Source organism: Rhizobacter sp. (assembly GCA_019635355.1).
Taxonomy (GTDB): Bacteria; Pseudomonadota; Gammaproteobacteria; order Burkholderiales; family Burkholderiaceae_C; genus Rhizobacter.
Genome location: JAHBZQ010000001.1, coordinates 1,752,934 through 1,769,271, shown reverse-complemented (window position 1 = coordinate 1,769,271; position 16,338 = coordinate 1,752,934). Strand labels below are relative to the sequence as shown.

The following is a 16,338-nucleotide window of genomic DNA, read 5'->3' as shown; positions in this document are numbered from 1 at the left end:
TAACAAAAGCACAGCCATCTGCGCGCCGGAGCGGGCCACTCCGTGCGCAAGTCGACGGTTTTTCAGGGCGCGTTTGTCACATCTGTTGTCACATGTCTTTTTCGCCCACGATCACCTTCGGGTAACCGCTGATGGCGCGCGAGGTCTGCATGCCGGCCATCACCGCGGCTTCGACGCAGCCCGCGTTGATGCCGGTGCGGATCCAGTCGCCGGTGACGTAGAAGTTCGAGAAGCCGGTGTTGTCGGTGAGCAGCCGGTGCTTCGTGCTGTTGACCACCGAGAGCACGTAGCGCTCCGACGGGTCGACGTTGGCGCGCCAGTACTGGCTGTCGAAGCGCTTCTCGCCCACGCCGCCGTTCATGTCGACGAGCGTCGACCAGTCGAAGCCCTGCGGCGTCGCGACCGCTGGCCACAGGTTGTAGATCTGGTGCTTGAGCTGGTCGATCGCGCCGAGCTTCACATCGGCGGCCATGCGTGCGGGGTAGGCGTGGTCGCTGAACGGCGGGTACGCCTTCACCGGCAGCACGCTGCAGAAGTACGACACGTTCTTCGGCTGGTAGGGCTTGGGCCAGTCTTCGCGCGGCAGCGTCTGGTCCATCGGGCCCCAGGTGTCGAAGGGCTCGGTGAAGGCGGTGAGCACGGGCGACTCGTCGTCGCGGCCGTAGTACGCCCAGCCGAGCTGGTGCATGTCCTTGTTGAGCCACACCTGGTAGGCCTGGGTGGCGGCCGTCTTCACGTTGGCGCAGGCCGATTGCATGGTGAGGCTGCCCGCCACCATCTGCGGGCAGATGAGCTGCAGGCTGTCTTGCGCGATGCCGAACACGATCTCGTCGAAGTCGACGCCGCGCTGCAGCGTGACGGTGGGCAGCGGCTTGTGGAAGGTCTGCTGGTAGAGCTCGGGCCAGTTGCTCCAGTTCGACTCGAGGTTGACCTTGCCTTGCTGCAGCAGCGCGGCCTGCGCCTTGTCGAGCAGCTCGTACTTCGGCGTGCTGGGCCAGCAGGCCAGGCCTTTGACCGGCACCAGCGGGTCGTAGTCACCCCCCGGCACGTCGACCTGCTTCGTGATGCGGATCTGCCCGGCAAGGTTGGTGCCGGGCTCGGGCACGATCTCTTCGACCTTGTGGAAGAACTTGAACTTCACGCCGCGCTTCTTGAGCACTTCGTAGAAGGGCGTGAACACCGTGTCGCCCATGCCGGCCTGCATCTTCCACATGATGCCGCCCTGGTAGGCGCAGGTCATGCGGAAGATGCCGCGCAGCATGGTGCCGGCTTCGATGTTGGGCCGGTCGTAGTCACCGTCTTCATACGCGAAGACGAGGTCGTAGAGGCCGCGGATGGGGGCCGAGTCGACGCTGATCTTCTCGTTGGCGCCGTGCTTGATGAACCAGTCGCGCAGGTCGATGTCGTTGATGACGTCGAAGCCGTGCACGAACACGCCGTCTTCCAGCATGCCGATCAGCGAGGCGAGTGCGAGGTCGATGCAGATGTAGAGGTGGCGCAGGTCGTCGGCAGCGTTCGAGTCTTCGGCGTCGGCGCGGTAGCGCTCCTGCAGCGCGGCGCGCACGCCCTTGAGCGTGGCTGCTTGCAAGGCGTGGTCGTGAGCGTCTTGCCCGTCGAGGCCGGGCAGGCCCTGCACGAAGGCCCAGGCGGCCTCGAACACGCTGTGCACGTCGGAGGCGATGGTCTCGACCTTGCGCTCGATGCGCTCGGCGATGGCTTCGAGCCAGCCGCCTGCGGTCTCGGCCACCGCCACGGTGGTGGTGGCGGTGGTCGTCACCTTCACCGCGCCGTGCTTCGCGTCGAGCTCGGCGAGCCACATCTTCACCCACTCGTACATGGTGAGGGCGATGTCCCACAGCGTCACGTCTTCATCGCTGTGGCCGGGCACGCCGGGCATGATCGGCGTGTCGATCAGCCACTGGCGCCAGCGGTCGTCGATCAGCTCGCTAAGGCAGAACGAGTGCTGCGGCTTGAAGGCGTCTTGCCAGGTGGCGAGCGGTGCGCCGGGCGGGCGGTCGAGCAGGGCGTAGGCCTTCTGGATGGTGCGGAAGGCGTTCTGGTAGAAGCCGAACCAGATGTGCAGCCCGTGCTCCTCGATGCGCTGGCCGATCTGCGCGTTGCGCCCACTCGCGCCCTTGCCGCCGAGGCGCCAGCCCATCTGGTAGACGGTGATGTCGTACTGGTTCTGCCAGCCGGGCTGGTCGGTCAGGTAGAAGGCGGCCGTCATCGCCGACACGCCGCCCCCGAGGATGGCGATCTTCTTCGGCGCCACCACCGAGTTGTCGTGGATCACCTCGCCCGGCGTCACCTCGAAGTCGAAGCTGATGTGGAAGGGCAGGATGCCGGGCTGTGCGCCAATCTGCAGCCCGAGCGACTCGTGCAGCGGGAAGCTCGCGAACTCGTGCAGCGTGACCTCGTAGTCGTCGTCGTAGACCTCGACCGCATGCACCGCGTTGACCTTGGCCGGCGCCGAGACGATGGCCTGGTAGACGGCCTTGATGCCCGAGGCATCGGGAAACTGCTTCAGGAAGATCTGCTCGCAGCCCGGGCTGCGCAGCATGCCGGCGATCTGCGCCCAGGCCTCCTTGTCCATCTCGAGCATGGCCGGCAGGTTGGCCGCGAAGAGCTCGATGCCTTCTTCGATCAGCTCGAGCAGCCCGCCGAGCTTGCGCACGCCGTGGCGGTGGGTGGTGGCGTCGACCTCGATCAGCGGATGCAAGCTGAGCCGGGAGTCGGGCGAGAAGGGCTGGAAGCCCTCGGCCGAGAGCGACAGGTGCCGCGCCGGCTGGCCCGGCTCGGGCATCTCGTATTGGCACTGGTACTTGGGGTAGCCGAAGAGCTCGCGCCCGTTGATGAGCGCCATGCAGCTGTCGACGAAGATGTGGCACGGGTACGAGAAGATGCGGCTGATCTTGTCGCTGCCCTTGTCGATCTGGCCCACCATCACCCAGGTGATGATGTCGACCTCTTCGCCCCAGCCTTTCACTTCGTCGCTGGGCCAGGTGGAGTAGGCCTTGTGCACCTTGGTGAAGGTGAGCATCACGAAGGGCGAGAACACCTGGAAGCGCATCTCGCCGCCGGCCACGGCGGTGAGCGTCGAGTCGACGGTGGCTTGCAGCTTGGCGAGATCGCCCTTGACGAAGAACCCATACATCTCCGAGTTCTTCAACTGAAGCGGCGGGTGCATCAGCACCGAGCCGGCCGGGTAGAGAAAGTTGGGGCGATTGGCGTTCGATGCCGTCATGGGGACCCTCCTCCGTGCCGAGATGAGCGCGGAGTATCTGCCCGGTATCGTTGGTGAACGTTTGTGAAAACCCGGTGCTTTACCGGGCAGTTCGCGCGATCGGCTCAGGCGCGTTCGGTGAGGCGCTCACGCCGCGCGAGGTCGGGGAAGAGCTTGAACCAAAGCCCTGCGATGAAGAGGGTGCCCGCCCCGCCCAGCAGCACCGAGCCCACCGGCCCGAGCAGGGCGGCCGTCGCACCCGACTCGAATTCGCCCAGCTGGTTGGATGCACCGATGAAGATCGAGTTGACCGCCGCCACCCGCCCGCGCATCGCATCGGGCGTCTCCAGCTGCACGAGCGACTGGCGGATCACCACGCTCACCATGTCGGCTGCGCCGCTCACCCACAGCGCGATGAGCGAGAGCACGAACGAGGTCGACACGGCGAACACCATCGTCGCCACGCCATACACCGCCACCGCCGCAAACATCGCATGCCCCACGCGGCGCGAGATCGGCCAGCGCGTGAGCACGAGCGACATGCACAGGGCACCCGCAGCCGGCGCCCCGCGCAGGAGGCCCAGGCCCCAGGGGCCGACGTGCAGCACGTCTTTCGCGAACATCGGCAGCAGCGCGGTGGCGCCACCCAGCAGCACGGCGAAGAGGTCGAGCGAGATCGCGCCCAGCACCACCGGCCGCTGCCAGATGAACTGGAAGCCCGCGAGCACCGTGCGCAGCGACACCGGCTCCTTCGGTGGCGGCGCGTGCGGGTGGCCGATGCGCAGGAAGAGCACGCCCGCCGCGACGAAGCATGCGGCGCAGGTGGCGTAGACCACGTCGGCCCCCGCCACGTAGATGAAGCCGCCGAGCGCCGGCCCGCCGATGATGGCCGCCTGCATGCCGGCCGAGCTGAAGGCCAGGGCCCGCGGCAGCACGCTCGCCGGCACGAGCGACGGCACCAGCGCCTGCTGCGCCGGCATCTGGAAGGCCTTGGCCGTGCCGATGGCGACCGAGAGCGCGAGCAGCAGCCCGCGGCTCGCCCAGTGGCCGTGCGTGGCCAGCATCAGCACCAGGGCCACCACCGTCTGCGTGGCCATCGCGATCGCGAGGATGCGGCTGCGGTCGTGCCGGTCGGCCACGTGGCCGGCCACCAGCGTGAGCAGCAGCGCGGGCAGGAACTGCAGCAGACCGACGAGGCCGAGGTCCCAGGCGCTGCCGGTCAGGTCGTACATCTGCCAGCCCACCGCGACCATCAGCATCTGGTTGCCGGTGGTGCCGGTGAGCCGCGCGTACCAGAAGCGCATGAAGGCCGGCAGGGTGCGCAGGGGCGTGGCGTCGGAAGCGATCGGGGGCGTGGACGTGGACATCAGAAGGGCAGGGGGCTTTCGAACGACAGGGCCTCGCCGCTCACTGGGTGGGCGAAGGCGAGGGTGTGGGCGTGCAGCAGCAGGCGGGGTGACCGCGCGGCCACGTCGGGCGGGGCATAGAGCGTGTCGCCCACGATGGGGTGGCCGAGCGCCAGCAGGTGCACACGCAGCTGGTGCGAGCGGCCGGTGAGCGGCATGAGCGCCACGCGGGTGAGGCCCGGCTGGCGCTCGATCACGCGGTAGCGGGTGAGCGAGGGTTTGCCGAGCGCGTGGTCGACCTTCTGCAGCGGCCGGTTGGGCCAGTCGGCGATCAGCGGCAGGTCGATCTCGCCCGCGTCGTCGGCCATCTCGCCGGCCACCACGGCCACGTAGCGCTTGGCCACGCCGCGCTGCGCGAAGGCGGTGCCGAGGGCGCTCTGGGCGGCCTTGTGGCGCGCGAAGACGAGCAGGCCCGAGGTCGCCATGTCGAGCCGGTGCACCACCAGCGCATCGGGCCACTCGGCCTGCACCCGCGAGGCCATGCAGTCGTGCAGCTCGGCGGGCCGGCCGGGCACCGAGGGCAGGCCGGCGGGCTTGTCGACGACGACGAGGGCATCGTCCAGGAAGAGGGGGAGCAGGCTCACGCGCGGCGGTCAGGGCTTGGGCGGGTCGTGCCCGCCGGGGCCCGTATTGTCCGTGCGGCCTGGCTCAGGCGATGCGCGCGACGTGGGCGCTCGGGCTCGCCGGCACGTCGGCCATCACGCAGTCGCGCCCTTGGGTCTTGGCACGGTACATGGCCTGGTCGGCGCGCTCCACCGCCTGCTCGATGTTCTCGCCCGGCTGGATGCACACGAGGCCGGCCGAGAAGGTCACGCGCAGCTCCACCGTGCCGTGGCGGAAGTCGGTGCGCAGCAGCTGGTCGCGCACACGCAGCAGTGCCACGCGGGCGTCGTCGAGCGAGGTGTCGGGAAACACCACGATGAACTCTTCGCCGCCCCAGCGGCCGAGCAGGTCGCTCGTGCGCAGCGCCAATTGCGTGGCTTGTGCGAAGCGGCGCAGCACCTCGTCGCCGGCTTGGTGGCCGAGGTTGTCGTTGACGGCTTTGAAGTGGTCGATGTCGAGCAGGGCCACGCACAGCGAGCTGCCGCTGCGCTCGTGCTGGTTCTGCTCGATGCCCATCAGCTCGGTGATGTGGCGGCGGTTGTGCACCTGGGTGAGGTCGTCGCGGGTGGCGAGCTGGCGCACACGCTCCAGCGCGTGGGCGAGTTCGCGGCTCTGCGTGCGCAGGCCTTCGTTCATGCGCGCCACGATGGCGGCCAGCCGCGCGATCAGCACCACCACGAGCGAGGCGTAGAGGAAGGAGACGAGCTGCTCGCCCGGTGGGTAGCGCTCCGGTTGCAGCAGGTGGCTCAGGAGCATCGTGCCCGCCAGGCCGCCGAGCGAGAGGGCCACGAGCTGCCACACCTGGCGCGGCGGCATCGCGAACATCGCGTAGACGATGTGGCTTGCCACCACGATGACGGTGGCCGGTGCGGCCGGCCCCGCGGTGGCGTAGCACAGCCACATGAAGACGATGCCCACGAGCAGCTGGATGCCGCCGAGCGAGCGGTCCCAGCGCGGGCCCCACTCGTGCCGCACGCCGAAGTAGAGGATCAGGTTGGCGATGCCGGTGGCCGCCGAGAGGGCCCAGCCCACGTGCGCCGGGGTGTAGCCGAGCGCCACCTGCACCCAGAGGATGCCGTTGTAGAGCAGGTAGGTGCTGACCGAGGTCAGCCAGATCGCCAGGCGGCCGCGCGCCCGGGGCTCGGTGGTGAGCACCCGGTCGGCAAGGCGGGCCAGCAAGGAACGGAACATGACGGGAGAGGGGTCGCTCGGCTGGTTTGTCGGCAGACGCCGGCTGCAACCTGAGCCTTCGCGCCCTGCGCACGCGCCAAAGCGTGCAAGGCGTCACGCTTCGCGCGCTCAGCGCGCGCGGGGCCTCAAGCGCATCTGCAGGCCCACCGGCGCCATCGAGAACGCCATCTTCTCCACCGGCTCGCCGCCGTCGGCGGTGCCGACCTCGTCGATCTCGAAGCTTGAGAGCAGCATGGCCGCGGCCATCTTGATCTCGAGCATGGCGAGGTAGCGCCCCGGGCACACGCGTGGCCCGGCGCCGAAGGGCATGGCCACGCGCTTGGGCGAGGTGGGGGTGAGGGCGGGGTCGGCGTGGTCGAGCCAGCGTGAGGGGTTGAACGCGAGCGGGTCGGGGAAGTGCTGCGGGCTCACCGTGTCGTGCCGCATCACGCACCAGACGAAGGTGTTGCGGGGCACCTGCACGTCGCCGAGCGTGGTGTCGTGCAGCGCTTCGAGCACGAGGAAGGGCGCCACCGGCTTGAGCCGCATCGTCTCCGAAGCACAGGCCTCGAGGTAGTCGAGCGAGGCCATCTGCTCGGGCGTGAACGCGGCCGGGTCGGGTGCCACACGCTGCACCTCGTCGACCGCCAGGCGCAGGGCCTCGGGGTTGCGCTTGAGCAGCCAGATCATCCAGGCGAGCGTGTTGGCGGTGGTGTCTTCGCCGGCCAGCAGCATGGTGACCACGTTGCCGGCCACGTGTTCGTCGGTGAGACCCCCACCGCCGTTGGCGGTGTTGTCATTCGCGCCTTCGTCGGCGGCGGCGATCATGCCTTCGAGCAGGTTGCTGGGCTGCGTGCGCAGCGCGGGGTTGGCCGCCATGCGCGCACGGGCCTGGGCGATGAAGCCGGCAATGGCCACGTTGATGGCGGCCACGCTGCGGTCGAGTTCGCGGTCGCGCGGCAGGCGCAGCCAGCGCCAGTACGGGATGCGCGCAAAGATGCGGCGAAAGAGCGCGGGAAAGATCTTGTCGAGGTGCTGCTGGATGACCTCTTCGTCCGACTCCAGCGTGTTGATGTCGCTGCCGAAGGCGAGGCCGGCCACGCCGTCGACGGTGTAGCGCATCAGGTCTTCCTGCAGCGGGATGGCGCGGCCAGCCTGCATCGCCTGCTGCCAGCGCCCCTGCAGCCGCAGCACCACGCGCTGCAGCGACGGGAAATACGCACGCACATGGCCCGGCGCGAAGCTCGCCATCACCATGCGGCGCTGGTCGCGCCAGGCCTGGCCTTCGGCGCCGAAGACGCCCGGCTTCAGGCCCATCTCGTTGCCGACGATCGAGGTGCGGATGGTGCGGCGGAAACCGTCGGGCCGGTCTTTCAGCGCATGCGCGATCACCTCGTGGTCGGTGATGACGAGTGCACGCATCTTGCCCAGGCGCACGCGGAAGAAGGGGCCGTAGGCGCGTGCCCAGCGTTCCACGTCCTGGTGGATGCGCGCGAGCGTGATCTGGTGGGCGTTGCCGAGCAGCGGCAGGCCGGGCGGCCCGGGCAGGTCGTCGATGCTGCGAAGGGCGGCCGACGAGGCGGGAGGCGAAGCGGTGGTGGTGTTCATCGGCAGGCCCTGGGCGCGAACGGTGTGGCGTGCATTCTGCACGCCGCCCCGCCCGCCCCTGGGCCTGCAGGGCCGGGCCTCAGCGGCGCCAGTCGCGATCGCGGTCGCGGTGGTAGTACGGTGGCGGGCCCGAATACCCCGGCTGCACGACGACGGCACGGTGGCGGTGCGGCACCGGCACCACGACGCACGCGCTCAGCACCTGGGACGCGAGCACCACGGTCAGCACGCCCAGCACGCGGCGCTTGGTCGACTTCTGCATGTCTTCACTCCTGGGCGCCAGACGAGGCCCCCACGAGCCGTTCAACGGCAGCCCGCACGGCGCTGTTGACGCCTTTACGTTGCTGCGAGGTAAAGCCCGCGTGTCGGCTCAGAGTTCGCCGCGGCGCTCCATCTCGATGCACTGTGGATGGTTGTTGAACTTCCAGCGCTTGCACTGCTGCTGCATGCAGTAGACGAGCGCGAAGTTCGAGCGGCTCCCGCAGGCGGCGCGCGGCGTGGCCGGCTCGGGTGGCAGGGCGGCGGTGGCTTTCGGAGCGGGCTTGCGTGTGGGCGGGGGCTCGGGCTTGGCGGTGGGCTCTTCTTCGGTGGCCTCGGCCTGCGACGCTTCGGCGGGCGGCACGCGCGGCGCGGCGGCCTTGGCCACACGCGCGGTCTTGGTGGAAGCGGGTTTGGCCGGCGCCGGTTTGGCCGCAGGCTCTGGCGCGGGCGCGACGACGGCAGACGCCGCCTGCGCCACCATGGCGGCAGACGCTGTGCTGCTCGCCGCCGGCGCCACGCCAGACGCCGCCACCTCGGGCCCCGCGGCGGTGGGCTCGGTAGGCAGCGGCACTGCCGCACTCGCACCTTCCGCCACGGGCCGGGGCACGTTGGCGATGATGGCGGGCGGCAGGTCGCTCACGGTGATGTTGGCAAACGAGGGCTGGCGCTGCAGCCACGTCCACCCCGCGGCGGCGAGGCCGATCACGGCGAGCGATGCCAGCCACACCGGCGTGCGGCTGCGCGTGGGGCGCGGCGGTGCGTCCATCGGCTCGGCAGCGAAGATCGGCTCGGGCACCACCGCCGGCGCGGGTGCCGGGCGGCGTGGCGGTGGTGGCGGTGCGGCCGGCTCCGGTGGCGCGGCGCGGTCGAGCAGCAGCGAGAACTCGGCCGCCCCGCGGGGCCGGTCGCGCGGGCGCACGGCGAGCGCTTTGTCGATGGCCGCGAGGAAAGTGGCGCTGTAGCCAAGCCCCGGGAACTGCTCGGCCCGTGCGGCCACCGTCTCGGCCAGCGGGCGTTGCGGGTCTTCCAGCGCACGCACCGTGGCGCGTGCGGGTGGCACCCCGGCGATGGCGAAGTGCAGCACGCCCGCGAGCGCGTAGATGTCGCTCCACGGGCCCTGCTGCAGGTTGACCGACTCGCTGTACTGCTCGATCGGCGCGTAGGCCGGGTTGAGCAGCGCGGTGAGCGGCATGGTCTTGTCGGTGGCGAGGCGGCTGGCCACGCCAAAGTCGAGCAGCACCGGGCGACCGTCGCCCAGCATGAGGATGTTGTCGGGCGAGATGTCGAGGTGCAGACAGTTGGCGTTGTGCAGCGTGCTCAGCGCGCTCAAGAGCGGCGCCAGCATCGAGCGCAGCCAGGCCTCGTCGGGCGGCGCCTTCATCTCGGCGAGCACCTTGGCGAGCGTGCGCCCGTCGTAGTAGGGCATCACCATGTAGGCGCTGCGGTTTTCCTCCCAGAAGGTGTGCACGCGCGCGAGCGACGGGTGGTCGAAGCGCGCCAGCATCTTGGCTTCGTTGAGGAAGGCCTTCATGCCTGCGCCGTAGGCGGCCGGGTCGGCGCCGGGCCGGATCCAGACTTGCCCGTCGTCGCAGCGCATCGCGAGTTCGGCCGGGAAATATTCCTTGATCGCGACCTGCCGCTGCAGCGACGAGTCGAGCGCCAGGTAAACGATGCCGAAGCCGCCACGGCCCAGCACCTCGAGGATCTGGTAGCCCCCGAGGCGTGTGCCGGCGGGCAGTGCGTCATGTGGGGTCACGGGGTCGAACTGTTGTGTCGTGGGTCCGAAGTCCATGGAAGGTTCTTGCTTTTCGGGCATCTGGTCCCCCTCAGGGCAAGCGATGTGCCGCCGACCGCGGTTATAGGCCGGCGCCCCCACGATCGAGGGCGTCACCTGTGCGACAGCAACACGGTGATACCTTATGACTCCCCCACACAACACACAAGGAAGAGACAAATGGGCGTTCAACTCGCCAAGCAATCCATCGACCTCGGCATCGTCACCACCAACGGCCCGGCGATGCTCGCCTTCTACCGCGACGTGCTCGGCTTCAAGTACCTGCGCGAGATGCCCAGCGCCGGTGGCGTGATGCACCAGATGCTGTGTGGCGACAGCATGATCAAGCTGGTGGTGCTGCCCCAGGTGCCGCTCACGGCGGCGCCAGGCGGCATCCAGGGCGCGGCCGGCTACCGCTACTGGACGATGACCGTCACCAACATCACCGAGATCGTGCAGGCCTGCGTCGACGCCGGTGCCAAGGTCGCGGTGAAGGAGCGCGAGCTGCGCCCGGGCGTGAAGATCGCCATCGTCGAGGACCCGGACGGCAACTGGGTCGAGTTCCTGGCCCTGGGCTGAAAAAGTCCTCAAGTCGCAAGGAGGGTGGCCGATAACGGGTCGAAGCACCATGAGCGCCATCTCCTCCATCGCGATCTCCGGCATGAGCGCCGCGACCACCCAGCTGGGTGTTGCGGCGCACAACGTCGCCAATGCGGTCACCCCGGCGTTCCGGCGCCAGCAGGTGCTGCAGCAGTCGCAGCCCGGGGGGGGCGTGGCCACCCAGATCACGCAGGCCACCGAGCCCGGCAGCAACCTCGCGGCTGACCTGTTGCAGCAGAAGGTCGCGCTCTACAGCTTCAAGGCCAACCTGCGCACGGTGCAGGTCGAGCACGAGATGCTCGGGTCGCTGATCGACCTCAAGGCCTGACCCAGCCTGATCTCTACCCGCTGAAGTGAGGGGCCCCCTTCGGGCCTCGCGTACCATGCGCGGCGCTGCAGCGACCCCGCTGCGGCTCAACCCCCTCATCTGCTGCCGCACACCCTCATGGCCTCCAGCCTGCTTGCCCTGCTCGACGACATCGCCACCGTTCTCGACGACGTGGCCGTTCTCACCAAGGTCGCCGCCAAGAAGACCACCGGCGTGCTGGGCGACGACCTGGCGCTCAACGCGCAGCAGGTGAGCGGCGTGAGCGCGGAGCGCGAGATCCCGGTGGTGTGGGCGGTGGCCAAGGGCTCGATGCTCAACAAGGCCATCCTGGTGCCGCTGGCGCTGGCCATCAGCGCGTTTGCGCCCTGGGCGGTGACGCCGCTGCTGATGCTCGGCGGTCTCTTCCTCTGCTTCGAAGGCGTGGAGAAGTTGGCCCACAAGTTCTTGCACAGCAAGGACGAAGACGACGCACACCACGCCGAGCTGGTGAAGGCACTGTCGGACCCGGCGGTCGACCTCGTGGCCATCGAGAAAGACAAGATCAAGGGCGCCATCCGCACCGACTTCATCCTCTCGGCCGAGATCATCGCGATCACGCTCGGTGCGGCGCAGGGCACGAGCCTGCTGGTGCAGTTCAGCGTGCTGGCCGGCATCGCGATCATCATGACCATCGGCGTCTACGGCCTGGTGGCCGGCATCGTGAAGCTCGACGACCTGGGCCTGTACCTCACCCGCAAGGCGAGCGCCGCCGCGCGCACCATCGGCGCGGGCATCCTGCGCGCCGCGCCCTACCTGATGAAGGGCCTGAGCATCGCCGGCACCGCGGCCATGTTCCTCGTGGGCGGCGGCATCCTCACGCACGGCGTGCCGGCGCTGCACCACGCCATCGACGACATCGCCAAGGGCGCGGGTGGCATCGGCGGCGTGCTGGTGTCGGCGCTGCTCGATGCGGTGGTGGGCATCATCGCGGGCGCGGTGACGCTCGTGGTCGTGAACCTCATCCAGAAGCTGCGCGGCAAGAAGGCGCACGCCTGAACGCGGCTCAGGGCCGGTTCAGCTTGGCCTCGGGGGGCTCGAGGTCGATCAGGTCGCCGTTGCGGGCGCGGGCCGGCGTGCTGCCGTCGGGCAGCGTGGGCAACACGGTTGTTTCGTCGAAGCCGATGCTCTGGCGCTGGCCGCCGTCGGCCCATTCGCTGTAGACCCAGTCGCCGTCATGCTGCACCAGGCCCTCGGGGGCGGTGGGCTCCTGCACCGGCACGCCTTGCAGCGCCTGGCGCATGAAGTTGATCCACACCGGCAAAGCCAGGCCCCCTCCCGATTCGCGTGAGCCCAGGCTGCGCGGCGTGTCGTGGCCCATCCACACCACCGTGACCAGCGTGGGCTGGTAGCCGGCGAACCAGGCGTCGACCGCATCGTTGGTGGTGCCGGTCTTGCCGTAGAGATCGGTGCGCTGCAGCTGCGCCTGCGCGCGCGCGGCGGTGCCGCTGCGCGTGACCTCCTGCAGCAGGCTGCCAGTGAGCCAGGCGTTGCGGGCGGGGATGGCGCGCTTGTCTTCGTCGAGTGTCGTGGCCGGGGCTTCGAAGAGTGTCTTGCCTTGCGCATCGGTGATTTTCTGAATCACCACCGGCTGCACCGGAAAGCCGCCATTGGCCAGCACCGAATAGGCGCCCGCGAGTTGCAGCGGCGTGGTCGCCCCCGAGCCGAGCGCGAGCGTGAGGTCGGCCGGATGTTTGCTCGCCTCGAAGCCGAAACGGCTCGCCCAGGTGCGCGCCACGTCGGGCCCGAGCAGCTGCACCAGGCGGATGGTGACGAGGTTCTTCGAGCGCGCGAGCGCTTCGCGCAGGGTGATGGGGCCGTCGTACTGATCGTCTGAATTCTTCGGGTCCCAGGCGGGGGCGGTGCTGTTGGGGTCGGCGGGCAGCGGTGCGTCGTTGACCTGCGTGTTGGGCATCACGCCGTGCTCCAGGGCCGCGGAATACAGGAAGGGCTTGAAGCTCGAACCCGGTTGCCGCCAGGCCTGCGTGGCATGGTTGAACTGCGCGCGGCCGAAGTCGAAGCCGCCGACCAGGGCGCGCACGTGACCCGTCTGCGGCGCCATCGCCACCAGCGCGCCTTGCACCTCGGGCCATTGCGCGATCGACCAGCGCTTGCCCACCTGCATCACGCGGATCACCGAGCCGCGGCGGATGCGCAGCTCGTCGTTCGCGCGTGGCGACAGGGCCGGCTGCGCCATGCGCAGGCCCTCGCCCTGCAGGCGTACCACCTCGCCACTGGCGAGCGTGGCCACCACCAGGCGCGGGCTGGCTTCGGTCACGAGCGCCACGCGCAGGTCGTCGTCGTCGCGGTGGTCCGAGAGTGCTTCCGCCACCGCCGGGTCGTCGGCAGCCACGCCATCGGGCAGGTCTTCCTCGTCTTCCGGGCCGCGGTAGGGCTGGCGGCGGTCGTAGTCGAGCACGCCGCGGCGCAGGGCCTGCCATGCGGCCTGCTGGTCGGCGGCGCGCAGCGTGGTGGTGACCTTCAGCCCCATCGAGTAGCTGGCCTCGCCGTACTGCGCATAGACCGTCTGGCGCACCATCTCGGCCACGTATTCGGCGCGCACCGCATAGTCTTCGCCGCCCTTGTGCACCTGCACCTTCTCGGCGAGGGCCTTGTCGTGCTGGGCCTGGGTGATCGCGCCGGTTTCCCGCATGCGCGCAAGCACCTGCACCTGGCGCTTTCTCGCACGCTCGAAGTTGGTGGCCGGGTTGGCGTAGCGCGGGTTCTGCGGCACGCCGGCGAGCATGGCGCTCTCGGCCACCGTGAGCTGCGTGAGCGGCTTGCCGAAGTACGACTGCGATGCCGCCTCGAAGCCATAGGCCCGCTGGCCCATGTAGATCTGGTTGAGATACAGCTCGAGGATCTGGTCTTTCGACAGGTGCTGCTCGATCTTCACCGCCAGCAGCGCCTCGCGCAGCTTGCGCGCATACGACTTCTTCTTCGACAGGTAGAAGGTGCGCGCCACCTGCTGCGTGATGGTCGAGCCGCCCTGGCTGCGCGAGGCGCGCCAGAGGTTCTTCACCGCCGCGCGCAGCGTGCCTTTCACGCTCACGCCGCCGTGGTCGCGAAAGCCGGCGTCTTCGATGGCGAGCACGGCGTCTTGCACCATGCGCGGCGTGTGGGCGATGGGCAGGTAGTAGCGGCGCTCGGTGCCGAACTCGCCGATCTCCACCCCGTCGTGGGTGAACACCCGCAGCGGCTGGCGCGGCTGGTAGTCGGTGAGCATGGTCAGCTCGGGCAACTGCTGGTAGAGCACCGTGAGCACCGCAGCGCCGAGCAGCGCGCAGCCGAGGGCTACGCCGCCGGCGATGAGCGCGATGCGCTTGAAGAGGGTCTTGCGGGCTGGTTTCATGACAGGTTCTTTTCAGTCGCAGGCCATTATCGAAAAGCCACTTCCGCTAACCTTGCGCCCTTCCTTTGAACGCAAGGGGCTTTTTTGTTCCGTTTCTTCGAGCGGCTGGTACATCCGTTCCCGGACGCACCGCCCACCACGCCACCCGGCTCCTTCTCGGCATTCCTCTGGGCCTGCACCCAGGGGCTGCGGCCTTACCTGCTCGGGATGATGCTGCTGTCGGCGACCATCGGCGCCTTCGAGGCGTGGCTCTTCGCGATGATGGGCGAGATCGTCGACTGGCTCGCGAAGGTCACGCCCTCCACGCTGTGGGCGCAGGAGGGCAGGTCGCTGCTCGCGCTCTCGGCGGTGCTCGCAGGCAGCATCGTGCTCGTCTGGTTCCAGACGGCCATCAAGCACCTGGCGCTGGGCGGCCAGTTCCCGATGCTGCTGCGCTGGAACTTCCATCGCCTGATGCTCAGCCAGAGCATGAGCTTCTACCAGGACGAGTTCGCCGGCCGCGTGGCCACGAAGGTGATGCAGACGGCGCTGGCCGTGCGCGACGCCTGGTTCATCGCCTGCGATCTGCTGGTCTTCGTGATCATCTACTTCGTGACGCTGATTGCCGTGATGGGCAGCTTCGCAATGTGGATGCTGCTGCCCATACTCGGCTGGCTGGGGCTGTATTCGCTGGCGCTGCTGTACTACGTGCCGCGCCTGGGCCGCATCGCGCAGGAGCAGGCCGATGCGCGCTCCCTGATGACTGGCCGCATCACCGACGCCTACACCAACATCGCCACCGTCAAGCTCTTCTCGCACGCCGGCCGCGAGGCGGGCTACGCACGCAGCGCGATGCAGGAGTTCCTCGACACGGTGAAGGTGCAGATGCGCCTGGTGGCCTCGTTCGAGACGGTGAACCACACGCTGTCGGTGCTGCTGATCCTGAGCACGGCGGGCGCCTCGCTCTGGCTGTGGACGCGTGGCGAGGTGGGCGTGGGTGCCGTCGCCGCGGCCACCGCGATGGCCCTGCGGCTCAACGGCATCTCGCACTGGATCATGTGGGAGATGGCCACGCTCTTCGAGCACGTGGGCACCGTGCAGGACGGCATGACCACGCTCTCGCGCCACCGCACGGTGGTCGACGCGCCGGGCGCCGTGCCGCTCAAGGTGACTCGCGGCGAGCTGCGTTTCGAGAAGGTCGGCTTCTCCTACGGCGGCGGGCCGCAGGCGCGCCAGGTGATCGATGGCCTCTCGCTGCACATCCGCCCCGGCGAGAAGATCGGCCTCGTGGGCCGCTCCGGGGCCGGCAAGTCGACCATCGTCAACCTGCTGCTGCGCTTCTACGACGTGGGCTCGGGCCGCATCCTCATCGACGGGCAGGACATCGCCACCGTCACGCAGGACAGCCTGCGTGCGCAGATCGGCATGGTCACGCAAGACACCTCGCTCTTGCACCGCTCGGTGCGCGACAACATCCTCTACGGCCGCCCTGACGCGGGTGACGACGCGATGCTGGCCGCCGCCAAGCGCGCCGAGGCGCACGAGTTCATCGAGACGCTGGCCGATGCAAAAGGCCGGCGCGGCTACGACGCCCACGTGGGCGAGCGCGGCGTGAAGCTCTCCGGCGGCCAGCGGCAGCGCATCGCCATCGCGCGGGTGATGCTGAAAGACGCGCCCATCCTGCTGCTCGACGAGGCCACGAGCGCGCTCGACTCCGAAGTCGAGACCGCCATCCAGGCGAGCCTCTACAAGCTGATGGAAGGCAAGACGGTGGTGGCGATCGCGCACCGCCTGTCGACCATCGCCGCGATGGACCGCCTCATCGTGCTCGACAAGGGCCGCGTGGTGGAAGAAGGCGACCACCGCAGCCTGCTTGCCCAGGGCGGCCTCTACGCGCGGCTGTGGGCACACCAGAGCGGCGGCTTCCTCGGCGAAGACGTGGACGACCGGGCCGACGACGAAGCGGCGCAGCCGGTGCCGGCGTAGCGGGGGGCGCTC

The 16,338-nt window shown here is 69.1% G+C and carries 12 protein-coding genes; 4 read left to right on the top strand and 8 right to left on the bottom strand.

Annotated elements, in window-relative coordinates; genetic code table 11:
* Positions 1–88: 88 nt before the first annotated feature.
* From KF892_07825 to KF892_07795, 7 genes are all read right to left on the bottom strand, one after another.
* Entirely contained in the window at positions 89–3,190 is a 3,102-nt protein-coding gene (locus KF892_07825) for an NAD(P)-binding protein (protein MBX3624903.1), read from the bottom strand.
* Positions 3,191–3,348: 158 nt separating this feature from the next.
* The gene (locus tag KF892_07820; protein MBX3624902.1) at positions 3,349–4,590 is read right to left on the bottom strand and encodes an MFS transporter; all 1,242 of its coding nucleotides are present in this window, start codon (positions 4,588–4,590) and stop codon (positions 3,349–3,351) included.
* Positions 4,590–5,207 carry an RluA family pseudouridine synthase gene (locus tag KF892_07815; GenBank protein MBX3624901.1) on the bottom strand — a complete coding sequence of 206 codons (618 nt, stop codon included), beginning with the start codon at positions 5,205–5,207 and terminating at the stop codon, positions 4,590–4,592. The genes KF892_07820 and KF892_07815 overlap by 1 nt, the downstream gene beginning before the upstream one ends.
* A 70-nt stretch (positions 5,208–5,277) precedes the next feature.
* Positions 5,278–6,423, bottom strand: coding sequence for a diguanylate cyclase (locus tag KF892_07810; GenBank protein MBX3624900.1), 1,146 nt, complete (start codon positions 6,421–6,423; stop codon positions 5,278–5,280).
* Between the two features lie 108 nt (positions 6,424–6,531).
* Entirely contained in the window at positions 6,532–8,010 is a 1,479-nt protein-coding gene (locus KF892_07805; GenBank protein MBX3624899.1) for a cytochrome P450, read from the bottom strand.
* A gap of 79 nt (positions 8,011–8,089) precedes the next feature.
* On the bottom strand, positions 8,090–8,272 hold the full coding sequence (locus tag KF892_07800; GenBank protein ID MBX3624898.1) for a hypothetical protein: 183 nt from the start codon (positions 8,270–8,272) through the stop codon (positions 8,090–8,092).
* Between the two features lie 108 nt (positions 8,273–8,380).
* Complete coding sequence (locus tag KF892_07795; GenBank protein ID MBX3624897.1) at positions 8,381–10,027, bottom strand: protein kinase; 1,647 nt, start codon at positions 10,025–10,027, stop codon at positions 8,381–8,383.
* Between the two features lie 198 nt (positions 10,028–10,225).
* On the opposite strand from KF892_07795, the gene KF892_07790 reads away from it, so the two are divergent.
* From KF892_07790 to KF892_07780, 3 genes are all read left to right on the top strand, one after another.
* Positions 10,226–10,624, top strand: coding sequence for a VOC family protein (locus KF892_07790; GenBank protein ID MBX3624896.1), 399 nt, complete (start codon positions 10,226–10,228; stop codon positions 10,622–10,624).
* Between the two features lie 49 nt (positions 10,625–10,673).
* Complete coding sequence (locus KF892_07785) at positions 10,674–10,973, top strand: flagellar basal body rod protein (protein ID MBX3624895.1); 300 nt, start codon at positions 10,674–10,676, stop codon at positions 10,971–10,973.
* Positions 10,974–11,090: 117 nt separating this feature from the next.
* Positions 11,091–12,008 (top strand): DUF808 domain-containing protein, encoded by a 918-nt coding sequence (locus KF892_07780; GenBank protein ID MBX3624894.1) that lies wholly within the window; start codon positions 11,091–11,093, stop codon positions 12,006–12,008.
* 7 nt (positions 12,009–12,015) lie between these two features.
* Here KF892_07780 and KF892_07775 read toward each other — a convergent pair whose 3' ends face one another.
* Complete coding sequence (locus KF892_07775; protein MBX3624893.1) at positions 12,016–14,361, bottom strand: PBP1A family penicillin-binding protein; 2,346 nt, start codon at positions 14,359–14,361, stop codon at positions 12,016–12,018.
* Positions 14,362–14,445: 84 nt separating this feature from the next.
* Between KF892_07775 and KF892_07770 the strand changes: the two genes are divergently transcribed.
* Entirely contained in the window at positions 14,446–16,326 is a 1,881-nt protein-coding gene (locus KF892_07770; GenBank protein ID MBX3624892.1) for an ABC transporter ATP-binding protein, read from the top strand.
* Positions 16,327–16,338: the final 12 nt, after the last annotated feature.